The sequence below is a fragment of the Nocardioides aequoreus genome, from assembly GCF_000720335.1.
Taxonomy (GTDB): Bacteria; Actinomycetota; Actinomycetes; order Propionibacteriales; family Nocardioidaceae; genus Marmoricola; species Marmoricola aequoreus.
This window is the reverse complement of sequence record NZ_JOJN01000017.1, coordinates 23,495-43,549: the sequence shown is the minus strand read 5'-3', so window position 1 is coordinate 43,549 and position 20,055 is coordinate 23,495. Positions and strand designations below refer to the sequence as shown.

Here is a 20,055-nt window from a genome sequence, read left to right as displayed (position 1 = left end):
GCAGCTGCTGGGCGTGCTCGGCCGGACGCCCCAGCGCGGCAGCCAGCTCCAGGGGCGCGGCCGCGGCGACGAGCGGTGCGCCGTCCCCGGCCAGCGGGATCGGGCCGCCGACACCGTCGCCCAGGACGAGGCCGTCGTCACCCCAGCCGGCGTACGCCGCACCGTCTGCAGCGGGGTGCAGCAGCGCCCACTCCAGCGCGAGCCGCAACTGCCGGACCTGCACCTCGTGCTCCTCGGCGCGGGCGGCGACGAGGACGTCGAGGACCTGGCGCTTGGGGTGGTGGGGGCTGGGCTCCATGAGGGGATTCTACGCCGCTTCACTGACAATCGAACAGGTGTTCTACAGTCTGTGGACAAGCCGTCTGGACGAGTGACGGGGTCTCGAGACGGTCGCTGCGCGACCTCCTCGACCACCCGAGGTACGGGTGGGTGGGCGGCGTACGGGGTCTCGACAGGCTCGACCGGCAGCCCTGAGCCTCGGCCATGCCCGACGCCGGCGCGACCGGCTAGAGGTGGAGGCGGTGGGCGTGGAGCTCGTCGTACGCCGGGAGGCAGGTCTGGGCGACGGCGGCGTCGTGGGGGCTGAGCGAGACCTCGCGGGGCTGGTACGGCGCGAAGCCGGTGGAGGCGAGCACGGCGTCGTACCAGTACGGCGCCCACACGCCGTCGGAGTCGCGGGGGCCGGCGGGCCAGTGCAGCATCTGCTCGGTGAAGTCGAGCCCGAGCCAGTCGCAGAGCCAGCGCAGGTGCGTCTCGGGGTCGCGCAGGAAGTCGGTGGCGTCGATGACGGGGACGTCGCCGCCGAGGTGGTGGAAGAGGCGGACCTGCTGCAGGAGTCCGATGTCGTCGGGCTCGCACGCCTCGCGGGAGCGGACGTAGGACGCCACCACCTCACGGGGGTCGCGGATCAGCAGCACGTTGCGGAGGTCGGCGACCCATCCGAGCGGCATGTCGGGCAGCAGGTGGTGGGTCATGTGCTTGGCGTAGTGCACGGGGGCGTCGACGGGGTCGGCCAGCGCCGCGACGGCGTCGCGCCAGTCGGTGGGCTGGGAGGCGAGCACGGCGTCGCGCCCGGGGTGCTCGAGCCCGGTGGCCTGGAGGTACGCCGCGTAGAGGGGCTCGTCGACCACGACCGTGTCGGGCCGGTTCTCCCAGGAGCGCATCATCGCGGTGGAGATGTTGCGGGGACCGCTCCACATCGCGACGCGCACGGTGGCGGCCGCGGTCATGACCGGCGTGCGACGTCGGCCGCGACGTGGGCGGCGTACAGCTCCTGGACGCGGGCGGTGACGGGGCCGCGGCCGCCCTCGTGGGGCAGGCCCCGGCCGATCACCCGGCCGTCGACGAGCCGGACCGGCACCGCGCCGGCGAAGGTGCCGGTGACGAAGGCCTCGGCGGCGTCGTAGACGTCGGTGAGGCTGAAGGTGCGCTCGTGCGTGGGGATGCCGGCGTCTCGGGCGACCTCGAGCACGTTGGCCCGGGTGATGCCGTGCAAGCAGTAGCGGCCGTCGGAGGTCCAGAGCTCGCCGGCGCGCGTGACGACGAAGAAGTGGGTGCTGTTGCAGGTCGCGACGAAGCCGTCGGGGTCCAGCATCAGCGCCTCGTCGGCGCCGGCGGTGTAGGCCTGGATGCAGGCCGTGACGTCGTTGAGCTTGGAGTGGGCGTTGAGCCGCGGGTCGAGGGTGTCGGGGTGCGCGCGCCGCACGTGGGTGGTGAAGAGCGTGATGCCGTCGGCGGCCGTCTCCGGCGAGGCGACCTTGTGCTCCGCGACCACGACCACGGTCGGGGGGCCGATCGTGACGCGGGGGTCCTGGTAGGGCGTCGCCTTGACGCCGCGGCTGACCATGAGGCGCAGGTGCACGCCGTCGGTCATCTCGTTGGCGCGGAGCGTCCGGTAGATCGCGTCGACCAGCTCGGGGCGTGGCGGCAGGTCGATCAGTAGTGCCCGCGCGCCCTGCTCCAGGCGGTCGAGGTGGGCCTCGAGGAAGACGGGATGGCCACCGACCACCCGCAGCCCCTCCCACACGCCGTCACCCAGCACGAAGCCGGAGTCGAAGACCGAGACCGTCGCCTCGGCGCGCGGGACCAGCGCGCCGTCGACCCAGACCAGGACCGACTCGTTGCGCGGGTCGGTGGCCGAGTGCTGCGTGCCCGTGCTCACGCGGGCTCGACGGTGTGGTGGACGGCCTCGACGTTGTTGCCGTCGGGATCGCGCACGAAGGCGCCGTAGTAGCCCGGGTGGTACTCCGGCCACACCCGGGGCTCGTGCAGGCTCTCCAGGCCGAGGTCGACGGCGCGCTGGTAGAAGGCGACGACCGCGCCGCGCGACGGCGCCTCGAAGGCGAGGTGGCTGGGTCGGTTGGGCTGCTCGTCGGTGCGCTCACCGATCCAGAAGCGCGGATGGGTGCCGTCGCCGAAGCCGAGCGCCACCTCGTGGTCGATCATCACGTGGAAGCCGAGCGGCTCCAGCACGTGCTCGTAGAAGCGGCGCGACGCAGCGAGGTCGTCGCACTGGACGCCGACGTGATCCATCATGCGGCGATCCTGCCAGCCGGCGCCGACACCGTCATGCGCGTGCGGGGTGCCCCCCGCGGAGCTGGACGCCGCGGCACGCGGCGAGGGCGAGCGCGAGGACGGCGAAGCCGGCGGCGGGCAGCACCACGCCGGCGTACGGGTCGAGGAGCGTGAGCAGCAGCGGGAGCCCGAAGCCGAGGTAGGTGGCGACGTAGAAGACCCCGGTCAGGAGCCCGCGACGGGCGGGGGGCGCGAGGGTCTCGACGTCGAGGAGCCCCTCGCGCAGGCAGAGACCGTAGGCCACGCCCATGACGACGCACACCACCACGAAGAGCGGGACGCCGACCTGCTCGCCACCGGCGGCCACCAGGCCGAAGCCGAGCGCGGAGGCGAGCAACCCGGCCACGCCCGAGCGCGGGCCCCAGCCCCGCTGGCGGGCGAGGGCCTGCACGCCGACCCCGCCGCCCAGCGAGAGGATCGCCGAGACGCCGAAGAGGAACGGGCCGTCGACCCCCGCGGGGAGCCGGGGGGTGAGGGTCACCAGGGCCACGGTGGCGCTGCCGAAGACCACGACCGCCACGGGCAGCGACCAGGTGAGCGCGGCGCGCGCCGACTGGTGCGGGGCGGGCGACGCCGGTCCGGCGTCGCCGTGGGGGCGTCCCGAGACCGGCACGCTGACGCGCCAGGCCACGGCCACCGCGGCCAGCGAGAGCACCAGCGAGAGGGCGAAGGGCGTGACCAGCGGACCGGGAGCCCACTGGGCCAGCGCCCCGGAGGTGAGCGGACCGACGCCGAAGCCGGCCGTGAGGAAGACGCCCGCCAGCACCGTGCCCGTCGTACCCCCGAGGTCGGCGGCCCAGGCCGTGCCCGCGCCGAAGGTGAGCCCCGCACCGAGCCCGACCACGAAGCGCCCGAGGAGGAGGCCCGCCGGGTCGTGCCACGAGAGCAGCACCACCGTGCCGACGGCGGCCAGCAGGGCGCCGGGGAGCACCACCCGCGCCCGCCCGACCCGGTCGGAGAGCGAGCCGCCCGTCACCAGGCCGGGCAGCAGCCCCAGCGCGTAGATGCCGAAGACGGCGTCCAGCAGCGCGACCGAGAGTCCGCGGTCGTCGACGAAGACGGGGATGGTGGCCGAGAAGTGGTTGGCCGCCCACCCCGTCGCGGTGAGGACCCCGAGCACACCGGCCAGGCCCCGAGACACACGCACGCGCCGATCCTGACAGGCCGCCGCCCGCTGCTAGGGTCGGGCCCCGGCAGACATCCTTTAACGAGCCGTCCCGTGAGGCGGAGAAGGAGGTCGGCGTGAGCGCTGCGCCACCTGAGACCGACGGCCCCGACGAGGGTTCGGGCGGAGGCTCCGACCCCGGCCCCGAGCCCGGCCGCGTCGTCCTCGACGCCCGTGACATCGACCGGGCGCTGACCCGCATCTCCCACGAGATCCTGGAGCGCAACAAGGGCTCCGAGGGACTGCTGCTGCTCGGCATCCCGACCCGCGGCGTCCACCTCGCCCAGCGCGTCGCCGCGATCATGTCGCGGGTCGAGGACGTCGACGTCCCCGTCGGGTCCCTCGACGTGACGATGTACCGCGACGACCTCCGGCTGCGCCCGGCCCGCGCGCTGATGCACACCGACATCCCCACGCAGGGACTCGACGGCCGCACCGTGGTGCTCGTCGACGACGTGCTCTTCTCTGGCCGCACCATCCGCGCCGCCCTGGACGCGATGAACGACATCGGCCGCCCCGAGGCGGTGCAGCTCGCCGTGCTCGTCGACCGCGGCCACCGGCAGCTGCCGATCCGCGCCGACTTCGTCGGCAAGAACCTCCCGACCTCGCTGGTCGAGAAGGTCGCGGTCCGGCTGCAGGAGTCCGACGGCCACGACGGGGTGACGATCCGGTGAGGCGCCACCTGCTCTCCGCGGGCGACCTGACCCGCGACGACGCCCAGCTGGTGCTCGACACCGCCGAGGAGATGCGCTCGCTGGCCGACCGCCCGATCAAGAAGCTGCCCGCCCTGCGCGGGCGCACCGTGGTCAACCTCTTCTTCGAGGACTCCACCCGCACCCGCATCTCCTTCGAGGCGGCGGCCAAGCGGCTCTCGGCCGACGTCATCAACTTCTCGGCCAAGGGCTCCTCGCTCTCCAAGGGCGAGTCGCTCAAGGACACCGCGCTCACGCTCGAGGCGATGGGCGCCGACGCCGTCGTGTGCCGCCACTGGGCCAGCGGGGCGCCGCACCTGCTGGCGCACGCCGGGTGGTCGCGCAGCAGCGTGGTCAACGCCGGCGACGGCACCCACGAGCACCCGACCCAGGCGCTGCTCGACGCCTTCACCATGACCCGGCACCTCGGCCCGCTCGACGGGCGACGGGTGGCGATCGTCGGCGACGTGCTGCACAGCCGGGTGGCGCGCTCCAACGCGCTGCTGCTGCGCACGCTGGGCGCCGAGGTGACGCTCGTGGCGCCGCCCACGCTGCTGCCCCTGGGCATCGAGGGCTGGGGCGTCGAGACGTCCTACGACCTCGACGCGGTGCTGCCGAAGGCCGACGTCGTGATGATGCTGCGGGTGCAGCGCGAGCGGATGAACGCCGCCTTCTTCCCCAGCGTCCGCGAGTACAGCCGCCGCTACGGGCTCGACGCCCGGCGGATGGCGACGCTGCAGGACCACGCCATCGTGATGCACCCCGGCCCGATGATCCGCGGCATGGAGATCACCGCCGACGTCGCCGACTCCGACAGGTCGGTCATCGTCGAGCAGGTGACCAACGGCGTGGCCGTGCGGATGGCCGTGCTCTACCTGCTGCTCGGAGGGTCCGAGGCAGCGATCGGCGGAGCCGAGGATCGACCCAGCGGAGGTGGAGAGGCATGAGCCCCCAGACCAGCACGTACGTCGTCAGGGGCGCGCGCGTCCTCGGCGGCGAGCCCACCGACCTCGTCCTGCGCGACGGCGTCGTGGCCGAGGTCGGCCCGGGGCTGTCGGCCGCGGGCGCCGAGGTCGTCGACGCGGAGGGCTTGGTCGCCCTCCCGGGCCTCGTCGACCTGCACACCCACCTGCGCGAGCCGGGCCGGGAGGACGCCGAGACCGTCGAGACCGGCACCCGGGCGGCGGCGATGGGCGGCTTCACCGCGGTGCACGCCATGGCCAACACCGCGCCGGTCGCCGACACGGCCGGGGTGGTGGAGCAGGTCTGGCGCCTGGGCACGGAGGCGGGCTACTGCGACGTGCAGCCCGTCGGCGCGGTCACGGTCGGGCTGGGAGGCGAGCGGCTGGCCGAGCTCGGCGCGATGGCCGACTCCGCGGCGCGCGTGCGCGTCTTCTCCGACGACGGCCACTGCGTCGCCGACCCGGTGCTGATGCGCCGGGCGCTGGAGTACGTCAAGGCCTTCGACGGCGTCGTCGCCCAGCACGCGCAGGAGCCCCGGCTCACCGAGGGCGCGCAGATGAACGAGGGCGAGCTCTCCGGTCGGCTCGGCCTGCAGGGCTGGCCTGCGGTCGCCGAGGAGGCGATCATCGCCCGCGACTGCCTGCTCACGGCCCACGTCGGCTCCCGGCTCCACGTCTGCCACGTCTCCACCGCCGGCTCGGTCGAGATCGTGCGCTGGGCCAAGAGCAAGGGCTGGGACGTCACCGCCGAGGCCTGCCCGCACCACCTGCTGCTCACCGACGAGCTCGCCGCCACCTACGACCCTATCTACAAGGTCAACCCGCCGCTGCGCTCCGCCTCCGACGTCGAGGCGCTGCGGGCGGGGCTCGCCGACGGCACCATCGACATCGTCGCGACCGACCACGCGCCCCACCCGCACGAGGACAAGGACTGCGAGTGGCCGGCCGCCGCCTTCGGCATGCTGGGCCTCGAGACCGCGCTCTCGATCGTGCAGCAGACCATCGTCGACACCGGCGCCCTCGACTGGACGGGCGTGGCCGAGCGGATGTCCTACGCCCCGGCCCGCATCGGCCGCCTCGCCGGGCACGGCAGGCCGATCGAGGTGGGGGAGCCGGCCAACGTCGTGCTCTACGACGCCGCCACCACCCGCGTGGTCGACCCGGCCGACACGGCCTCGCTCTCGCGCAACACGCCGTACGCCGGGCGCGAGCTGCCAGGTCGCGTCGTCGCGACCTTCCTGCGCGGGCGGGCCACGGTGCTCGACGGCAAGCTCACCTGAGGCCCGCCCCGCGACGGGTGGGCGTCACACGACGCGGGCGACCACCAGCAGGTACTCCCACGCCATGACGCCGTCGGCGTCCATCGCGTCCCGGGCGAGGTCCGCGAGGGCCGCGTCGAGCTCGGCGACTTGGTCGGGGTCGTCGGCCAGGCCGCGGTACGCCGCGATCGTGGGGCCGTAGGCGGCCTTGAAGAAGTCGCGGAAGTCCTCCGGCCGGGCGAAGGCGTCGACGCGGAGCCGACGACGCTCCGCCCGGACGTCGGCGACGCGGTCGCCGAGCAGGTCGCGCACGTGCTGCTCGTCGCCCCACAGCGGCGGCGGGCTGACGCCGGGCGGCGGGGCGGCGACGTACGGCCTCATGGTGGCGAAGAGGCGCCCGATGAAGCCTGCCGGCGTCCAGCTGACCAGACCCAGCGACCCGCCCGGGCGGCACACCCGCACCAGCTCGTCGGCCGCCTGTTGGTGGTGGGGGGCGAACATCACGCCGACGCAGGAGATGACGGCGTCGAAGGAGTGGGCGGCGTGAGGCAGGTGCTCGGCGTCGGCCTCCTGCCACTCCAGCGTCAGGCCCTCGGCCTCGGCGAGCCGGCGACCCACGTCGAGCAGCTCGGGCGTGAGGTCGGAGGCGACCACCGCGGCCCCGGCGCGGGCCGCCGGGAGGGCGGCGTTGCCGCTGCCCGCGGCCACGTCGAGCACGCGGCAGCCGTCGTGCACGCCGACGGCCTCGACGAGCACGGGCCCGAGGTCGGCGATGACGTCGCGGGCGACGGCGGGGTAGTCGCCGAGCGCCCACATGGCGCGGTGGCGGTCCTTCAGGGCGCGGTCGGCGCTGTCGGTCGTGGTGGTGGTCATGGGGCTTCCTTCCGGTGGTCCGGTCCTGGGCTCCCTCCTTCCTACGGCCGGCTCCGCGCGGCCGGCATCGGTGGCGACCACCCAGGTCGGGCCGGCGCCCTACCCATCCCGGGCCGTCGCGGCGACCCACCCCTGCTCCCGTGCGAGGGCGACCGCCTCGCGCCGGGTCGTCGCGCCGCACTTGTGCAGCACCGCCGTCACGTGGTGGTCGACGGTGCGCACCGAGAGCACCAGCCGGGCCGCGATGTCGGCGTTGGTGCAGCCCTCGGCCAGCAGCGAGAGCACCTCCACCTGCCGCGGCGTCAGCCCGGCGGGGTGGGCCCGCGTCTCCGGGCGTGGCCCGCGCGGCACCGCGGCGACGCCGTCGCGCAGCAGCCCCCGGCGCACCCGGTCGGCCAGTGGCCGGGCGCCGAGGGCGTCGAGCCGCCGCAGCGCCTCGGCCCGGGCGTCGGCCCGCGGGACGAGCGAGAGGGCGAGCGCCGCCTCGTAGCGGTAGCCGCGCGACTCCATCGCCGCTGCCTCGGCGCTCCAGTCACGACCGCCCTCGTCGTACGCCGCCGCCCGCCACCAGTCCAGCTGCTCGACGAAGGCGAGGTAGCCCCACCCCGCCGCCTCGTCGCGGACCCGCGTGACCTCGGTCCGGCCCGAGCCGTCGCCGCGCAGCAGCGCTCGCTCGGCGAGGACCACCGCCGCCGGTCCCGTGCGCTGCACCTCGTCGAGGGTGGCGGCGATGCTCCACGCCTCGTCGACGAGGGCGTCGGCGGCCGGGTCTCCCGTGCGGAGCGCGACCTGGGCCAGCACCGTGACGGCGCCGCACCGGATCGGCAGCGTCGTGTCGCGGCCCGCGGCCGCCAGCTCGCGCGCGGCGTCCCACTCGCTCCGGGCCACGGCGACCATCGCCTTCTCCACCGACAGGTAGCGCGCGAAGGCCACGTGCTCGGCACGCTCGGCGTGCATCAGCGCCTCGTCGAGGTACGCCGTCGCGTCGTCGAGGAGGGCCGTCGCCAGGCACTGCCAGGCCAGGTTGCAGTAGGCGCGGATGGCGTGCTCGTGGGCGTCGAGGCGCAGGGCGGAGTGCAGCGACTCCTCGAGCAGCGCGCGGCCGTCGTCCTCGCCGGCCTTCCAGCGCGCGAGCCCCAGGTTGTTGACCGCGTGCAGCTCGACGACGGGGTCGCCCGCCTCCCGCGCGAGCTCGATGGCGCGGCGGGCGTGCGTCTGGGCCTGGGCCAGCCGGGTGCCCAGCACCGCGAGCTGCGAGAGGTTGCTGTGGGCGAGTGCCTGCTGCGCCGTGGTGCCGTGACGGTCGAGCAGGGTCACCGCCTCGGATCCGGCGCGCGCCGCGAGGCGGACGTCACCGCACCACCAGGCGATCCGCGAGAGCCACCGCAGCGCGGTGCCGAGCTCCTGCTGGTCGCCCAGCCGTCGGCGCAGCCCCACCGCCTCGACCTGGTCGTCGAGCGCCACCCGGTCGCCGTCGCCGACGGCGTACCCCTCGATGGCTGACTCCTGGAGCAGCTCGGCGAGCCCCGCGTCGCCGAGCTCCCGCTCGACCAGCCCGCGGTGCTCGAGCACGGCGCGGTAGTGCGCGGCCGCCTGGAGGTGGGCCCCGGCCGCGGCCGCGGCCCGGGCTGCACCCGGGCCCAGCCGCACCACGGTCTCGGCGTCGCCCGCACCGACGGCGTGGTGCACCAGCATCGCCACGTCGGCGCCGGGGCGGTCGAGCGAGGTGAGCGCGGCCGCGTGGCAGGCCGCGCGGCGCGCCGCAGGCAGCGCGTCGACGACCGCGCGCCGGGTGAGCTCGTGGCGGAAGGAGACACGGCTCGGCGCGACCGAGAGCAGTCCGTGCTCCTCCGCGGGAGCCAGCGCGTCGAAGCCGCCGGCGACGAGGTCGTCGACGACCTCCCGGGTCGCGGGCGCGGTGAGCACCGAGAGCTGCTCGACGGCGGCGCGGGCGGCGGGGGAGAGGTGGTCGAGCCGGGCCAGCACCGACTCCACCACGCTGGCCGGCACGCCGCCGCCGTGCGCGAGGACCTCGTGGACGAAGAAGGGGTTGCCGCCGGTGGTCCGGTGCAGCTCCGCGTCGCCGCCCAGGGCCGCCACGGCGGGGGCGGTGAGCGGCGCCAGGGGGAGGTCCGTGCACCGGCCGCGGTGCGCGGCCGCCAGCAGCCGGTGCAGCGGATGACGGCGGTCGACCTCGCGGTAGGTCAGCACCAGCACCGCGGGCAGCCCCTCGAGACGTCGCACCAGCACCCGCAGCACGTCGAGCGTGGCCTCGTCGACCCAGTGGGCGTCCTCGACGACGAGCACCGTGGGGTGCCCCGGCCAGCAGAGCTCCTCGACCAGGGCCGCCAGCTGCCGGTCGCGGTCGTCGCCGCGCAGCGCGACGGCCAGCGCCGCGCCCACCACCGGCACCAGGTCGCGCAGCGGTCCGAGCAGCCGCGGGGTCGCGAGGTCGTCACAGTGGCCGACCAGGACACGGCCGGGCACGACGTCGTCCTCGACCCGCAGCCGCAACTCCTCCACCAGCGTCGACTTCCCGATGCCGGCCTCGCCGTGCAGCAGCACGACCGCGCCCGCGCCGGACGCACCCGCCCGCGTGGCGGCGAGCAGGGCCTCGAGCTCGCGCTCCCGCTCCAGGAGCTGGCCGGTCACGTCCCGAGCGTAGGCCTCGACCGGGCTGCTCGGCAGCCCCCGAGCGAGGTGACACCCGCGCAACGTCGCGCACACGGTCCCGTAACGCCGAGCACGCAGGGTGCCGCCATGCCCACCCCGTCTCGGACCCGCCGTCCTGCCCACCGGACCCCCCTCGCTCTCCTCGTCGCCCTGCTCGCGCTCGTCCTCGGCGCCTGCTCGACCGGCGGGGGTGAGGCCGCGGACGACGGCGGCACGGTCGTCAAGGTCGGCACGCTCCGTGGTCAGCCGCACTTCTACGCGCCGTACCTCTACGAGCGCTTCGCGGAGGAGGCCGGCGCGGAGGACGTGACCTTCGAGGCGGTCGCCCTCGAGACCGCCCCCGCGCTCAACGACGCCCTGCTGAGCGGGTCGATCGACTTCGCGGTCGGCAGCATCACCGCCACCATCGCCGGCGCTGCGGGCGGCCGTGACATCAAGGTGGTCGCCGCGGCCGCCGACGGCGGCAGCGGCATCGTCGGCGGCGAGGGCATGAGCTCGGTCGAGGACCTGGTCGGCGCCAAGGTCGGCTACCTCGAGTCCAGCTCGCAGTACGTCGCCTTCCAGCTGGTGCTGGAGGAGGCGGGCGTCGACGTGGACGACCTCGACCTGGTCTCGCTGACCGCCCCGGAGTTCTTCAACGCCTTCCAGACCGGGCAGATCGACGCCTTCGCCGCCCCCGAGATCGGGGTCTCGCTGGCGCTGGCGAACGGCGGCACCTCGATCGCCGATCCCTACTCCACCGAGATCGGGCGGCTCAACATCGCGCTGCTGTCGACGGGGGAGCAGATCGAGGAGGACCCCGAGCTGGTGCAGCAGGTGGTCGACACCCATGCCGCCGCCACGACCTTCATGTCGGAGAACCAGGACGACTGGCTGCCCGACATGGTCGAGGAGTACGGCGGCGACGAGGAGGTCTTCAGCACGGCGCTGGAGAACTTCTGGCTGCGCTCCGACCTCTCGCCGACCTACGAGGAGCAGATCGGCAACCTGGCGGCGCAGATGGCACGGCTCGGGATGATCCCCGAGGCGCCGGAGGTCGGCGACGTGGTCGACACGTCGTTCGCGTCCCGCGACGAGCCCAGCGACTCCTGACGTGGCGTCCCTCACCGCCGGTCGCCGGGGCGGCCGCACCGACGCCGCGCTGCGTGCCGCCCTCGGCGTGGGCGTGCTGCTGCTGATCGTGCTGCTCTGGGACCTCGGGGTCCGCGGTCAGTGGGTGCTCGTCTTCGGCATCAAGATGGCCTTCCTGCCGCCGCCGGTCGAGGTCGCGCGGCTGCTGTGGGACTTCGCCTTCGGCGGTCTCTACGACGACGCCTACTCCGCGGCGCTGTGGGAGCACCTCGGGGCCTCGACCAGCCGCGTGCTGGCGGGCTTCGGCCTGGCGACGGCGATCGGCGTCCCGCTGGGGGTGCTGATGGGCCGCTTCGTGTGGGTCAACGCCGCCCTCGACCCGGCGGTCAACCTGTTCCGCCCGATCCCCGCGACGGCGTGGGTCCCGCTCGTGCTGCTGATCATCGGCTTCGGCAACCAGGCCACGGTCTTCCTGATCACGCTCTCGGCCTTCTTCCCGATCCTGCTCAACACGCTCGCCGCGGTGAAGGAGGTCCCGCCGCGGATGGTCGAGGCCGGGCGGATGCTCGGCACCAGCGGGTGGGGGATCCTGCTCAAGGTGGTGGTCCCGGCGGCGACGCCGGGCATCGTGAGCGGGCTGCGCATCGGGCTCGGCCTGGCCTGGGTCATCCTCGTCCTGGGCGAGGCCAACGGCATCGACACCGGGCTGGGCGCGATGATCACGCTGGCCCGCGAGCAGGTGCGCACCGACCGGGTGGTGGTCGGGATGATCGTGATCGGGCTCGCCGGCTTCCTCTCCGACCGCGTCCTGGTGCGAGGTCTGGGGCTGCTCTTCGGTCGTCGCCCGCTGGTGCGGGCATGAGGTCCCGGGCGCGCTCCGCGCTGACCCGGGTGACGCGGCACGCCCAGGCGGGCGGGGTGGTGCTGGACGGTGTCGGCAAGCGCTACCCGGGACGCCGGGGCGAGCCCGACGTCGAGGCCGTGGCGGACGTCGACCTGGAGGTCGCCCCCGGCGAGTTCGTCGCGGTGGTGGGGGCGAGCGGCTGCGGCAAGAGCACGCTGCTGCGCATCCTCGCCGGCTTCGAGTCGCAGACCTCCGGCGTGGTCGAGGTGGGGGGCCGGCCGGTCACCGGCCCCGGGTCCGAGCGCGGGGTGGTCTTCCAGGACTACGGCCTCTTCCCCTGGCTCACGGTGCGGGAGAACGTCACCTTCGGCCCGCGGCAGCGCGGCGTGCCCCGGCAGACGGCGCGCCGCCACGCGCTGGAGGTCATCGAGACCGTCGGCCTGAGCCGCTTCACCGACCGCTTCCCCGGCGAGCTCTCCGGTGGCATGCAGCAGCGCGTCGCGATCGCGCGCGTGCTGGCCAACGACCCGGCGCTGCTGCTGATGGACGAGCCCTTCGGCGCCCTGGACGCGCTCACCCGGACCCAGATGCAGCACGAGCTGCGCCGGATCCACCGCGAGACCGGGACCACGGTGCTGCTGGTGACGCACTCGCTGGAGGAGGCCTGCTACCTCGCCGATCGCGTCGTGGTGATGAGCGGCGGCGCCTCGCACGGCGTGCCGGGGCACGTCTCGCAGGTGGTGACGGTCGACCTCGGCGACGAGCGCGACGTCAACGGCGAGAGCTTCAACGCCCTGGAGCGGCGTCTCGTCGCGGCGGTGCACGGGGAGGAGTCCGCGCCGTAGACGGTGGCGCGGTGGCGCCCGACCGCGCTGGTAGGGTCAGCGCCAGCCTGAACGTCCTTTAACGGTCCGTCCGGTGAGGCGGAGAAGGAGGTACGGCGTGCCACCGCATGCCCCGAGCACGAGCCCCTCAGCAGCCCCCGCGATCCTGGTCCTCGAGGACGGTCGCACCTTCCACGGCGAGGCCTTCGGCGCCGTCGGGGAGACCTTCGGCGAGGCGGTGTTCTCCACCGGCATGACCGGCTACCAGGAGACGCTGACCGACCCGTCGTACCACCGCCAGGTCGTGGTGATGACCGCCCCGCACGTCGGCAACACCGGCATCAACGACGAGGACCCCGAGTCGCGTCGCATCTGGGTCAGCGGCTACGTCGTGCGCGACCCCGCCCGCGTGCCGAGCAGCTGGCGCTCGCAGGGCTCGCTCGACGACGAGCTCCGCACGCAGGGCGTGGTGGGCATCAGCGGCGTCGACACCCGCGCCCTGACCCGCCACCTGCGCGAGCGCGGCGCGATGCGCGTGGGCATCTCCACCACCGAGTCCGATCCCGCGGCGCTGCTCGCCCGCGTGCAGCAGAGCGGCGAGATGGCCGGCACCGAGCTGGCCGGCGAGGTGACGACCCCGGAGGCGTACGTCGTCCCGGCCGACACTGCGGGCTCGTCCGGGGAGGGGGCGCGCTTCCGCGTCGCCGTGCTCGACCTCGGCCTGAAGGCCAACACCCCGCGGATGATGGCCCAGCGCGGGCTCGAGGTGCACGTGCTCCCGGCCACCGCGACGCTGGAGGAGGTGCTGGCGGTCGAGCCCGACGGCCTCTTCTTCTCCAACGGCCCCGGTGACCCGGCCGCGACCACGGCGCAGGTCGAGCTGCTGCAGGGGGCGCTGGAGCGGGGGCTGCCCTACTTCGGCATCTGCTTCGGCAACCAGCTCTTCGGCCGGGCGCTGGGCTTCGGCACCTACAAGCTGCGCTACGGCCACCGCGGCATCAACCAGCCGGTGATGGACCGCACGACCGGCAAGGTCGAGGTCACCGCGCACAACCACGGCTTCGCCGTCGACGCGCCGCTCGACCGCCCCACCGAGACGCCCTACGGCCACGCGACGGTCAGCCACGTCTGCCTCAACGACGACGTCGTGGAGGGTCTCGAGCTGCGCGACGCCGACGGTCGCCTCAAGGCCTTCTCGGTGCAGTACCACCCGGAGGCCGCGGCCGGACCGCACGACGCGGCCTACCTCTTCGACCGCTTCGTCTCCCTGCTGGCAGGTGATCTCTGATGCCCAGGCGCACCGACATCGAGTCCGTCCTCGTGATCGGCTCCGGGCCGATCGTGATCGGCCAGGCCTGCGAGTTCGACTACTCCGGCACCCAGGCGTGCCGGGTGCTCAAGGAGGAGGGCCTGCGGGTCGTCCTGGTCAACTCCAACCCGGCCACGATCATGACCGACCCGGAGTTCGCCGACGCGACGTACGTCGAGCCGATCACGGCCGAGTTCGTCGAGAAGGTCATCGAGAAGGAGCGCCCCGACGCGCTGCTCGCGACGCTGGGCGGGCAGACGGCCCTCAACACCGCGATGGCGCTCGACGCCGCCGGCGTGCTCGAGAAGTACGGCGTGGAGCTGATCGGCGCCAGCATCGAGGCGATCGAGCGCGGGGAGAACCGCGAGTCCTTCAAGCGCATCGTCGAGGAGCTCGGCGGCGAGACCGCCCGCAGCTGGATCTGCCACTCCATGGACGACTGCCTCGAGGCGGCCGAGCACCTGGGCTACCCGATGGTGGTGCGTCCCAGCTTCACCATGGGCGGCGCCGGCTCCGGCATGGCGCACGACGAGGACGACCTGCGACGCATCGCCGGCACCGGTCTCGCCGCCAGCCCGACCACCGAGGTGCTCCTCGAGGAGTCGATCCTCGGCTGGAAGGAGTACGAGCTCGAGGTCATGCGCGACACGGCCGACAACGTCGTGATCGTCTGCTCGATCGAGAACCTCGACCCGATGGGCGTGCACACGGGCGACTCCATCACCGTGGCGCCCTCGATGACGCTCACCGACCGCGAGTACCAGCACCTGCGCGACCTCTCGATCGGCATCATCCGCTCGGTCGGCGTCGACACCGGCGGCTGCAACATCCAGTTCGCGGTCAACCCCGCCGACGGCCGCGTCGTGGTCATCGAGATGAACCCCCGCGTCAGCCGCTCCAGCGCGCTGGCGTCGAAGGCGACCGGCTTCCCGATCGCCAAGATCGCGGCCAAGGTCGCCATCGGCTACACCCTCGACGAGATCCCCAACGACATCACCTCGGGCTCCGGCTTCGGGACCCCGGCGAGCTTCGAGCCCACGCTCGACTACGTCGTGGTCAAGGTGCCGCGCTTCGCCTTCGAGAAGTTCCCCGCCGCGGATCCCCAGCTCACCACCCACATGAAGTCGGTGGGCGAGGCGATGGCGATCGGCCGCAACTTCACCGAGGCGCTGCAGAAGGCGCTGCGGAGCCTGGAGAAGGCCGACGCCGTCTTCGACTGGAGCCACCGCTTCGTCGACCTCGACAAGGCCGACCTGCTGGCGCGCATCGCGGTGCCGCACGACGGCCGCCTCAAGCTGGTGATGGACGCGCTGCGCGCCGACGCGTCGCTCGAGGAGATCCACGCCGCCACGGGCATCGACCCGTGGTTCGTCGACCAGCTCTCGCTGATCAACGAGGTCGCGCAGGCCGTCATCGACGCGCCCGAGCTCACCCCGGACCTGCTGCGACTGGCCAAGCGGCACGGCTTCTCCGACGTGCAGCTGGGCAAGATGCGCGACATGAAGGAGGACGTCGTCCGCGGCGTCCGCCACGCCCTGGGGGTGCGGCCGGTCTACAAGACCGTCGACACCTGCGCGGCGGAGTTCGCGGCGCGCACGCCCTACCACTACTCCTCCTACGACGAGGAGACCGAGGTCGCGCCCCGGGAGCTGCCGGCGGTGATCATCCTGGGCTCGGGTCCCAACCGGATCGGGCAGGGCATCGAGTTCGACTACTCGTGCGTGCACGCGAGCCTCGCGCTCAGCGCCTCGAAGGGCGGGGCGGCGTACGAGACCGTGATGGTCAACTGCAACCCCGAGACCGTCTCCACCGACTACGACACCTCCGACCGGCTCTACTTCGAGCCGCTCACCCTCGAGGACGTGCTGGAGGTGGTGCACGCCGAGCGCCAGGCGGGTCCCGTCGCGGGCGTGATCGTCCAGCTCGGCGGCCAGACCCCGCTCGGGCTCGCGCAGGGCCTCGAGGACGCCGGCGTGCCGATCGTGGGCACGCCGCCGGCGGCCATCGAGCTCGCCGAGGAGCGGGGTGCCTTCGGTCGCGTGCTCGCCGAGGCCGGGCTGACCGCGCCGATGCACGGCACCGCCACGACGTACGCCGACGCGCAGCGGATCGCCGCCACCGTCGGCTACCCGGTGCTGGTGCGGCCGTCGTACGTGCTCGGCGGGCGGGGCATGCAGATCGTCTACGACGACGAGTCGCTCCGCTCCTACATCGAGGCCGCCACGGAGATCAGCCCCGACCGGCCGGTGCTCGTCGACCGCTTCATCGACGACGCCGTGGAGATCGACGTCGACGCCATCTACGACGGCGAGGACCTCTTCCTCGGCGGCGTGATGGAGCACATCGAGGAGGCCGGCATCCACTCCGGCGACTCCTCCTGCGCGCTGCCGCCGATCACGCTCGGCGCCGTGGAGATCGGCCGGATCCGCGAGGCCACCGAGGCGATCGCGCGCGGCATCGGGGTGCGCGGGCTGATCAACATCCAGTTCGCCCTCGGCTCCGACGTGCTCTACGTGCTGGAGGCCAACCCCCGCGCGAGCCGGACGGTGCCCTTCGTGTCCAAGGCCACGGCTACGCAGCTGGCCAAGGCCGCGGCGCGCGTCATGCTCGGCGAGACCATCAGCGCGCTGCGTGCCGAGGGCGCGCTGCCGGAGCGCGACGGCGGCGACCTCCCCGGCGATGCGCCGATCGCGGTCAAGGAGGCGGTGATGCCCTTCAACCGCTTCCGCTCCGCCGACGGCAAGCAGGTCGACACGGTTCTCGGTCCGGAGATGAAGTCGACCGGCGAGGTGATGGGCTTCGACTCCGACTTCGGCACGGCCTTCGCCAAGAGCCAGGCCGCGGCCTACGGCTCGCTCCCCACGAGCGGCAGGGTCTTCGTGAGCATGGCCAACCGCGACAAGCGCACGATGATCTTCCCGATCAAGGTGCTCGCCGACCACGGCTTCGAGATCCTGGCGACCCAGGGCACCGCGGAGGTGCTCCGGCGCAACGGCATCCGGGCGACCGTGGTGCGCAAGCACTTCGAGGGTCCGGGACCCGACGGCGAGCCGACCACGGTGCAGCTGATCATGGACGGCCAGGTCGACCTCATCGTCAACACCCCGCACGGGTCGACGTCGGGCGCCTCCGCGCGGGTCGACGGCTACGAGATCCGCACCGCGGCGATCGTCAACAACGTCCCGTGCATCACGACCGTGCAGGGGCTCGGGGCCGCGGTGCAGGGGATCGAGGCACTGCGGGCCGCCGACGTAGGCGTCCGCTCGCTGCAGGACTGGGCGCGGCAGGCGCGGCGGTGACGCTCTACCACCAGCTCTTCGACCGGGTGCTGACCCGCGCCGACGCCGAGCGCGCCCACCAGGTCGGCTTCGCCGCCATCCGCCGGGCGCGTCCGGCGACCCACCTGCTCGCGGCGGGCGCCGCGCGGCTGCGGTCGGCGGGAGAGCCGGTGCACGCCATGGGGCTCACCTTCCCGGGCGTGCTGGGACTGGCGGCCGGCTTCGACAAGAACGCCGTGGGCGTCGACGCCCTCGCCTCGCTGGGCTTCGGCTCCGTCGAGGTCGGCACGGTGACCGGGCAGCCGCAGCCCGGCAACCCGCGACCGCGGCTGGTGCGGCTGCCCGCCGACCACGCGATCGTCAACCGGATGGGCTTCAACAACGACGGCGCCGAGGTGGTGGCGCGCCGGCTGGCCGCGCGCGGGCTCGACCGCACGGGCCGCCGCGGCGGCGTGCCCCTCGGCATCAACATCGGCAAGTCGAAGGTCGTGCCCGAGGAGGAGGCGGTCGACGACTACCTCCGCAGCACCTCGCTCCTGGCCCCCTGGGCCGACTACCTGGTGGTCAACGTCTCCTCGCCCAACACCCCCGGGCTGCGCGACCTGCAGGCGGTGGCCAAGCTCGAGCCGCTGCTGCGCGCCGTACGCCGCCGGGCCGACGACGTCACCAACGAGCACCTGCCGCTGCTGGTCAAGATCGCCCCGGACCTCTCCGACGACGACGTGCTCGCCGTGGCCGACCTCGCCCTGGCCCTGGGCCTCGACGGCGTCATCGCGACCAACACCACGACGGCGCGCACCGGGCTGACCAGCTCGCTCGCCGAGGTCGAGGCGGCAGGACCCGGCGGGCTGTCGGGCCCGCCGGTGCGCGAGCGCGCCCTGGCGGTCCTGCGCCTGCTGCGGCAGCGGCTCGGACCGGAGCCCACGCTGATCGGCGTCGGCGGCATCACCACGGTCGAGGACGCCCGGGAGCGGCTCGACGCGGGCGCCGACCTGCTGCAGGGCTACACCGCCTTCGTCTACGAGGGCCCGCGATGGCCGTCGCGGCTCAACCGGGCCCTCGCGCAGGACACCGGGGGAGCGACGGGAGTAGCGGCCCGATGAGCGACGACTTCGGCACCCGGCTGCGCGAGGCGATGCGCGAGCGTGGCCCGCTCTGCGCGGGGATCGACCCGCACGCCAGCCTGCTGGCGGCGTGGGACCTGCCCGACACGGTCGACGGCCTCGAGCGCTTCGCGCTGACCGCGGCGGAGGCCCTGGCGCCGGAGGTGGCGGCGGTCAAGCCGCAGTCGGCCTTCTTCGAGCGCTTCGGCAGCCGCGGCGTCGCCGTGCTCGAGCAGGTCGTCGCGACCAGCCGCGAGGCGGGCGCCCAGGTCGTGCTCGACGTCAAGCGCGGCGACATCGGCTCGACCGCGCAGGGCTACGCCGACGCCTACCTCGACCCGGCCTCGCCGCTCGCGGTCGACGCCATCACGGTCTCTCCCTACCTCGGCGTGGGCAGCCTCGGCCCGGTCTTCGAGACCGCGCGCCGCCACGGCACGGGCGCCTTCGTGCTCGCCCTCACCTCCAACCCGGAGGCGCCGGCCTTCCAGCAGGCCGTCACCGCCGACGGGCGCACCGTCGCGGGCTCGGTGCTCGACGCGCTGCGCGAGCTCAACGCCGCCACGTGGGGCCACGGCTCCTTCGGCGCCGTGGTCGGCGCCACGATCGGCGACACCGCGGAGGACCTCGACGTCGGCGGGCCGCTCCTCGTGCCCGGCCTCGGGGCGCAGGGGGGCACCGCCGACGACGTGCGCCGGATCTTCGCCGGCGTGCTCGACCGGGTGCTGGCCTCCAGCTCGCGCGAGGTGCTCGGCCCGGGACCCGACCCGACCGCGCTGCGCGACGCCGCCCGGCGTACCTCCGAGGAGCTGGGGCGGCTGACCGAGCGGGGAGCGTGATGAGGCCCCCCGCACCGCGCGGGCTGCGGCGCGCGCTGCTGGTCGTCGCGCTGAGCGTCCCGCTGGTGGCCTGCGGGGGAGAGCCGACGGCCGAGGACTACTGCGAGCAGCTGGCCGCCGACCGGCAGGAGCTGGCCGACCTGGTCTCCTCGGGCTCGCCCACCGCGCTGCTCTCGGGGCTCGACCTGCTCGACGAGCTCGGCGCCCAGGCTCCCCGCGACCTGCGCGACGAGTGGGACACCCTCACCGACGCGCTGCACGGCCTCCAGGACGCGCTCGACGAGGCCGGCGTGGCGCCCTCGGACTTCGAGGACGGGGAGCCTCCCGAGGGCCTCGCGGCCCCCGACCGGGAGGCCGTCGCGACGGCGGCCGACCGCCTCCGCGCCCCCGACGTGGTCGAGGCGGCGGCGGGCATCGAGACCCAGGCGCGCGACGTCTGCAAGGTCAATCTCGGGCTCTGAGGAGCCGCCTCGGCCACTGTGACCATGGCGACGCCGGAGAGGCGCGACCCGCGTTGCAGGCGCTCACCTCGGCTGACTACTGTGCAGACCTCCCCCAGACCCCGACCGGCTCGAGCTCGCCGGGCCAGAAG

17 protein-coding genes and 1 pseudogene are annotated in these 20,055 nt (G+C 74.1%); 11 read left to right on the top strand and 7 right to left on the bottom strand.

What is annotated here, in order from left to right; translation table 11 throughout:
* The 5 genes and pseudogenes from IG63_RS0119040 to IG63_RS0119020 all read right to left on the bottom strand — a co-directional run.
* Window positions 1–298, bottom strand: a pseudogene (locus IG63_RS0119040) (hypothetical protein); the annotation flags it as partial.
* A 208-nt stretch (window positions 299–506) separates the two neighbouring features.
* Complete coding sequence (locus IG63_RS0119035) at window positions 507–1,229, bottom strand: sulfotransferase-like domain-containing protein (protein ID WP_084597337.1); 723 nt, start codon at window positions 1,227–1,229, stop codon at window positions 507–509.
* Window positions 1,226–2,161: an aminotransferase class IV gene (locus IG63_RS0119030; protein WP_030485927.1), complete on the bottom strand. Its 936-nt coding sequence runs from the start codon at window positions 2,159–2,161 to the stop codon at window positions 1,226–1,228. Before IG63_RS0119030 ends, IG63_RS0119035 begins: the two co-directional genes overlap by 4 nt.
* Entirely contained in the window at window positions 2,158–2,535 is a 378-nt protein-coding gene (locus IG63_RS0119025; protein WP_030485926.1) for a VOC family protein, read from the bottom strand. The genes IG63_RS0119030 and IG63_RS0119025 overlap by 4 nt, the downstream gene beginning before the upstream one ends.
* A gap of 31 nt (window positions 2,536–2,566) precedes the next feature.
* Window positions 2,567–3,721, bottom strand: coding sequence for an MFS transporter (locus IG63_RS0119020; RefSeq protein WP_030485925.1), 1,155 nt, complete (start codon window positions 3,719–3,721; stop codon window positions 2,567–2,569).
* A gap of 95 nt (window positions 3,722–3,816) precedes the next feature.
* Between IG63_RS0119020 and pyrR the strand changes: the two genes are divergently transcribed.
* Genes pyrR through IG63_RS0119005 form a run of 3 tightly spaced genes read left to right on the top strand, consistent with a single transcriptional unit; the run spans window position 3,817 to window position 6,673 of the window.
* Window positions 3,817–4,413, top strand: coding sequence for a bifunctional pyr operon transcriptional regulator/uracil phosphoribosyltransferase PyrR (gene pyrR, locus IG63_RS0119015; RefSeq protein ID WP_051707246.1), 597 nt, complete (start codon window positions 3,817–3,819; stop codon window positions 4,411–4,413).
* The gene (locus tag IG63_RS0119010; RefSeq protein ID WP_051707243.1) at window positions 4,410–5,378 is read left to right on the top strand and encodes an aspartate carbamoyltransferase catalytic subunit; all 969 of its coding nucleotides are present in this window, start codon (window positions 4,410–4,412) and stop codon (window positions 5,376–5,378) included. Before pyrR ends, IG63_RS0119010 begins: the two co-directional genes overlap by 4 nt.
* Window positions 5,375–6,673, top strand: a complete 1,299-nt coding sequence (locus tag IG63_RS0119005; protein ID WP_030485922.1) for a dihydroorotase — start codon at window positions 5,375–5,377, stop codon at window positions 6,671–6,673. The genes IG63_RS0119010 and IG63_RS0119005 overlap by 4 nt, the downstream gene beginning before the upstream one ends.
* A gap of 24 nt (window positions 6,674–6,697) precedes the next feature.
* On the opposite strand, the gene IG63_RS0119000 is transcribed toward IG63_RS0119005, so the two are convergent.
* Window positions 6,698–7,525, bottom strand: a complete 828-nt coding sequence (locus IG63_RS0119000) for a class I SAM-dependent methyltransferase (RefSeq protein WP_030485921.1) — start codon at window positions 7,523–7,525, stop codon at window positions 6,698–6,700.
* 99 nt (window positions 7,526–7,624) lie between these two features.
* A complete protein-coding gene (locus tag IG63_RS0118995) occupies window positions 7,625–10,177 on the bottom strand; it encodes an ATP-binding protein (RefSeq protein WP_030485920.1) in 2,553 nt (850 codons plus the stop codon).
* 108 nt (window positions 10,178–10,285) lie between these two features.
* Here IG63_RS0118995 and IG63_RS0118990 point away from each other — a divergent pair, with 108 nt between their 5' ends.
* From IG63_RS0118990 to IG63_RS0118955, 8 genes are all read left to right on the top strand, one after another.
* A complete protein-coding gene (locus tag IG63_RS0118990) occupies window positions 10,286–11,290 on the top strand; it encodes an ABC transporter substrate-binding protein (protein ID WP_051707241.1) in 1,005 nt (334 codons plus the stop codon).
* 1 nt (window position 11,291) lies between these two features.
* Entirely contained in the window at window positions 11,292–12,131 is an 840-nt protein-coding gene (locus tag IG63_RS0118985; protein WP_211249407.1) for an ABC transporter permease, read from the top strand.
* Window positions 12,128–12,958, top strand: a complete 831-nt coding sequence (locus IG63_RS0118980) for an ABC transporter ATP-binding protein (RefSeq protein ID WP_051707239.1) — start codon at window positions 12,128–12,130, stop codon at window positions 12,956–12,958. Before IG63_RS0118985 ends, IG63_RS0118980 begins: the two co-directional genes overlap by 4 nt.
* A 97-nt stretch (window positions 12,959–13,055) precedes the next feature.
* Window positions 13,056–14,225: a glutamine-hydrolyzing carbamoyl-phosphate synthase small subunit gene (gene carA / locus IG63_RS0118975; protein WP_030485916.1), complete on the top strand. Its 1,170-nt coding sequence runs from the start codon at window positions 13,056–13,058 to the stop codon at window positions 14,223–14,225.
* Window positions 14,225–17,545, top strand: coding sequence for a carbamoyl-phosphate synthase large subunit (carB, locus tag IG63_RS0118970; RefSeq protein ID WP_030485915.1), 3,321 nt, complete (start codon window positions 14,225–14,227; stop codon window positions 17,543–17,545). Before carA ends, carB begins: the two co-directional genes overlap by 1 nt.
* Window positions 17,542–18,627 (top strand): quinone-dependent dihydroorotate dehydrogenase, encoded by a 1,086-nt coding sequence (locus IG63_RS0118965; protein WP_030485914.1) that lies wholly within the window; start codon window positions 17,542–17,544, stop codon window positions 18,625–18,627. Before carB ends, IG63_RS0118965 begins: the two co-directional genes overlap by 4 nt.
* Window positions 18,624–19,463, top strand: coding sequence for an orotidine-5'-phosphate decarboxylase (gene pyrF, locus IG63_RS0118960; protein WP_030485913.1), 840 nt, complete (start codon window positions 18,624–18,626; stop codon window positions 19,461–19,463). Before IG63_RS0118965 ends, pyrF begins: the two co-directional genes overlap by 4 nt.
* On the top strand, window positions 19,463–19,924 hold the full coding sequence (locus IG63_RS0118955; protein ID WP_030485912.1) for a hypothetical protein: 462 nt from the start codon (window positions 19,463–19,465) through the stop codon (window positions 19,922–19,924). Before pyrF ends, IG63_RS0118955 begins: the two co-directional genes overlap by 1 nt.
* The last annotated feature ends 131 nt before the right edge of the window (window positions 19,925–20,055 follow it).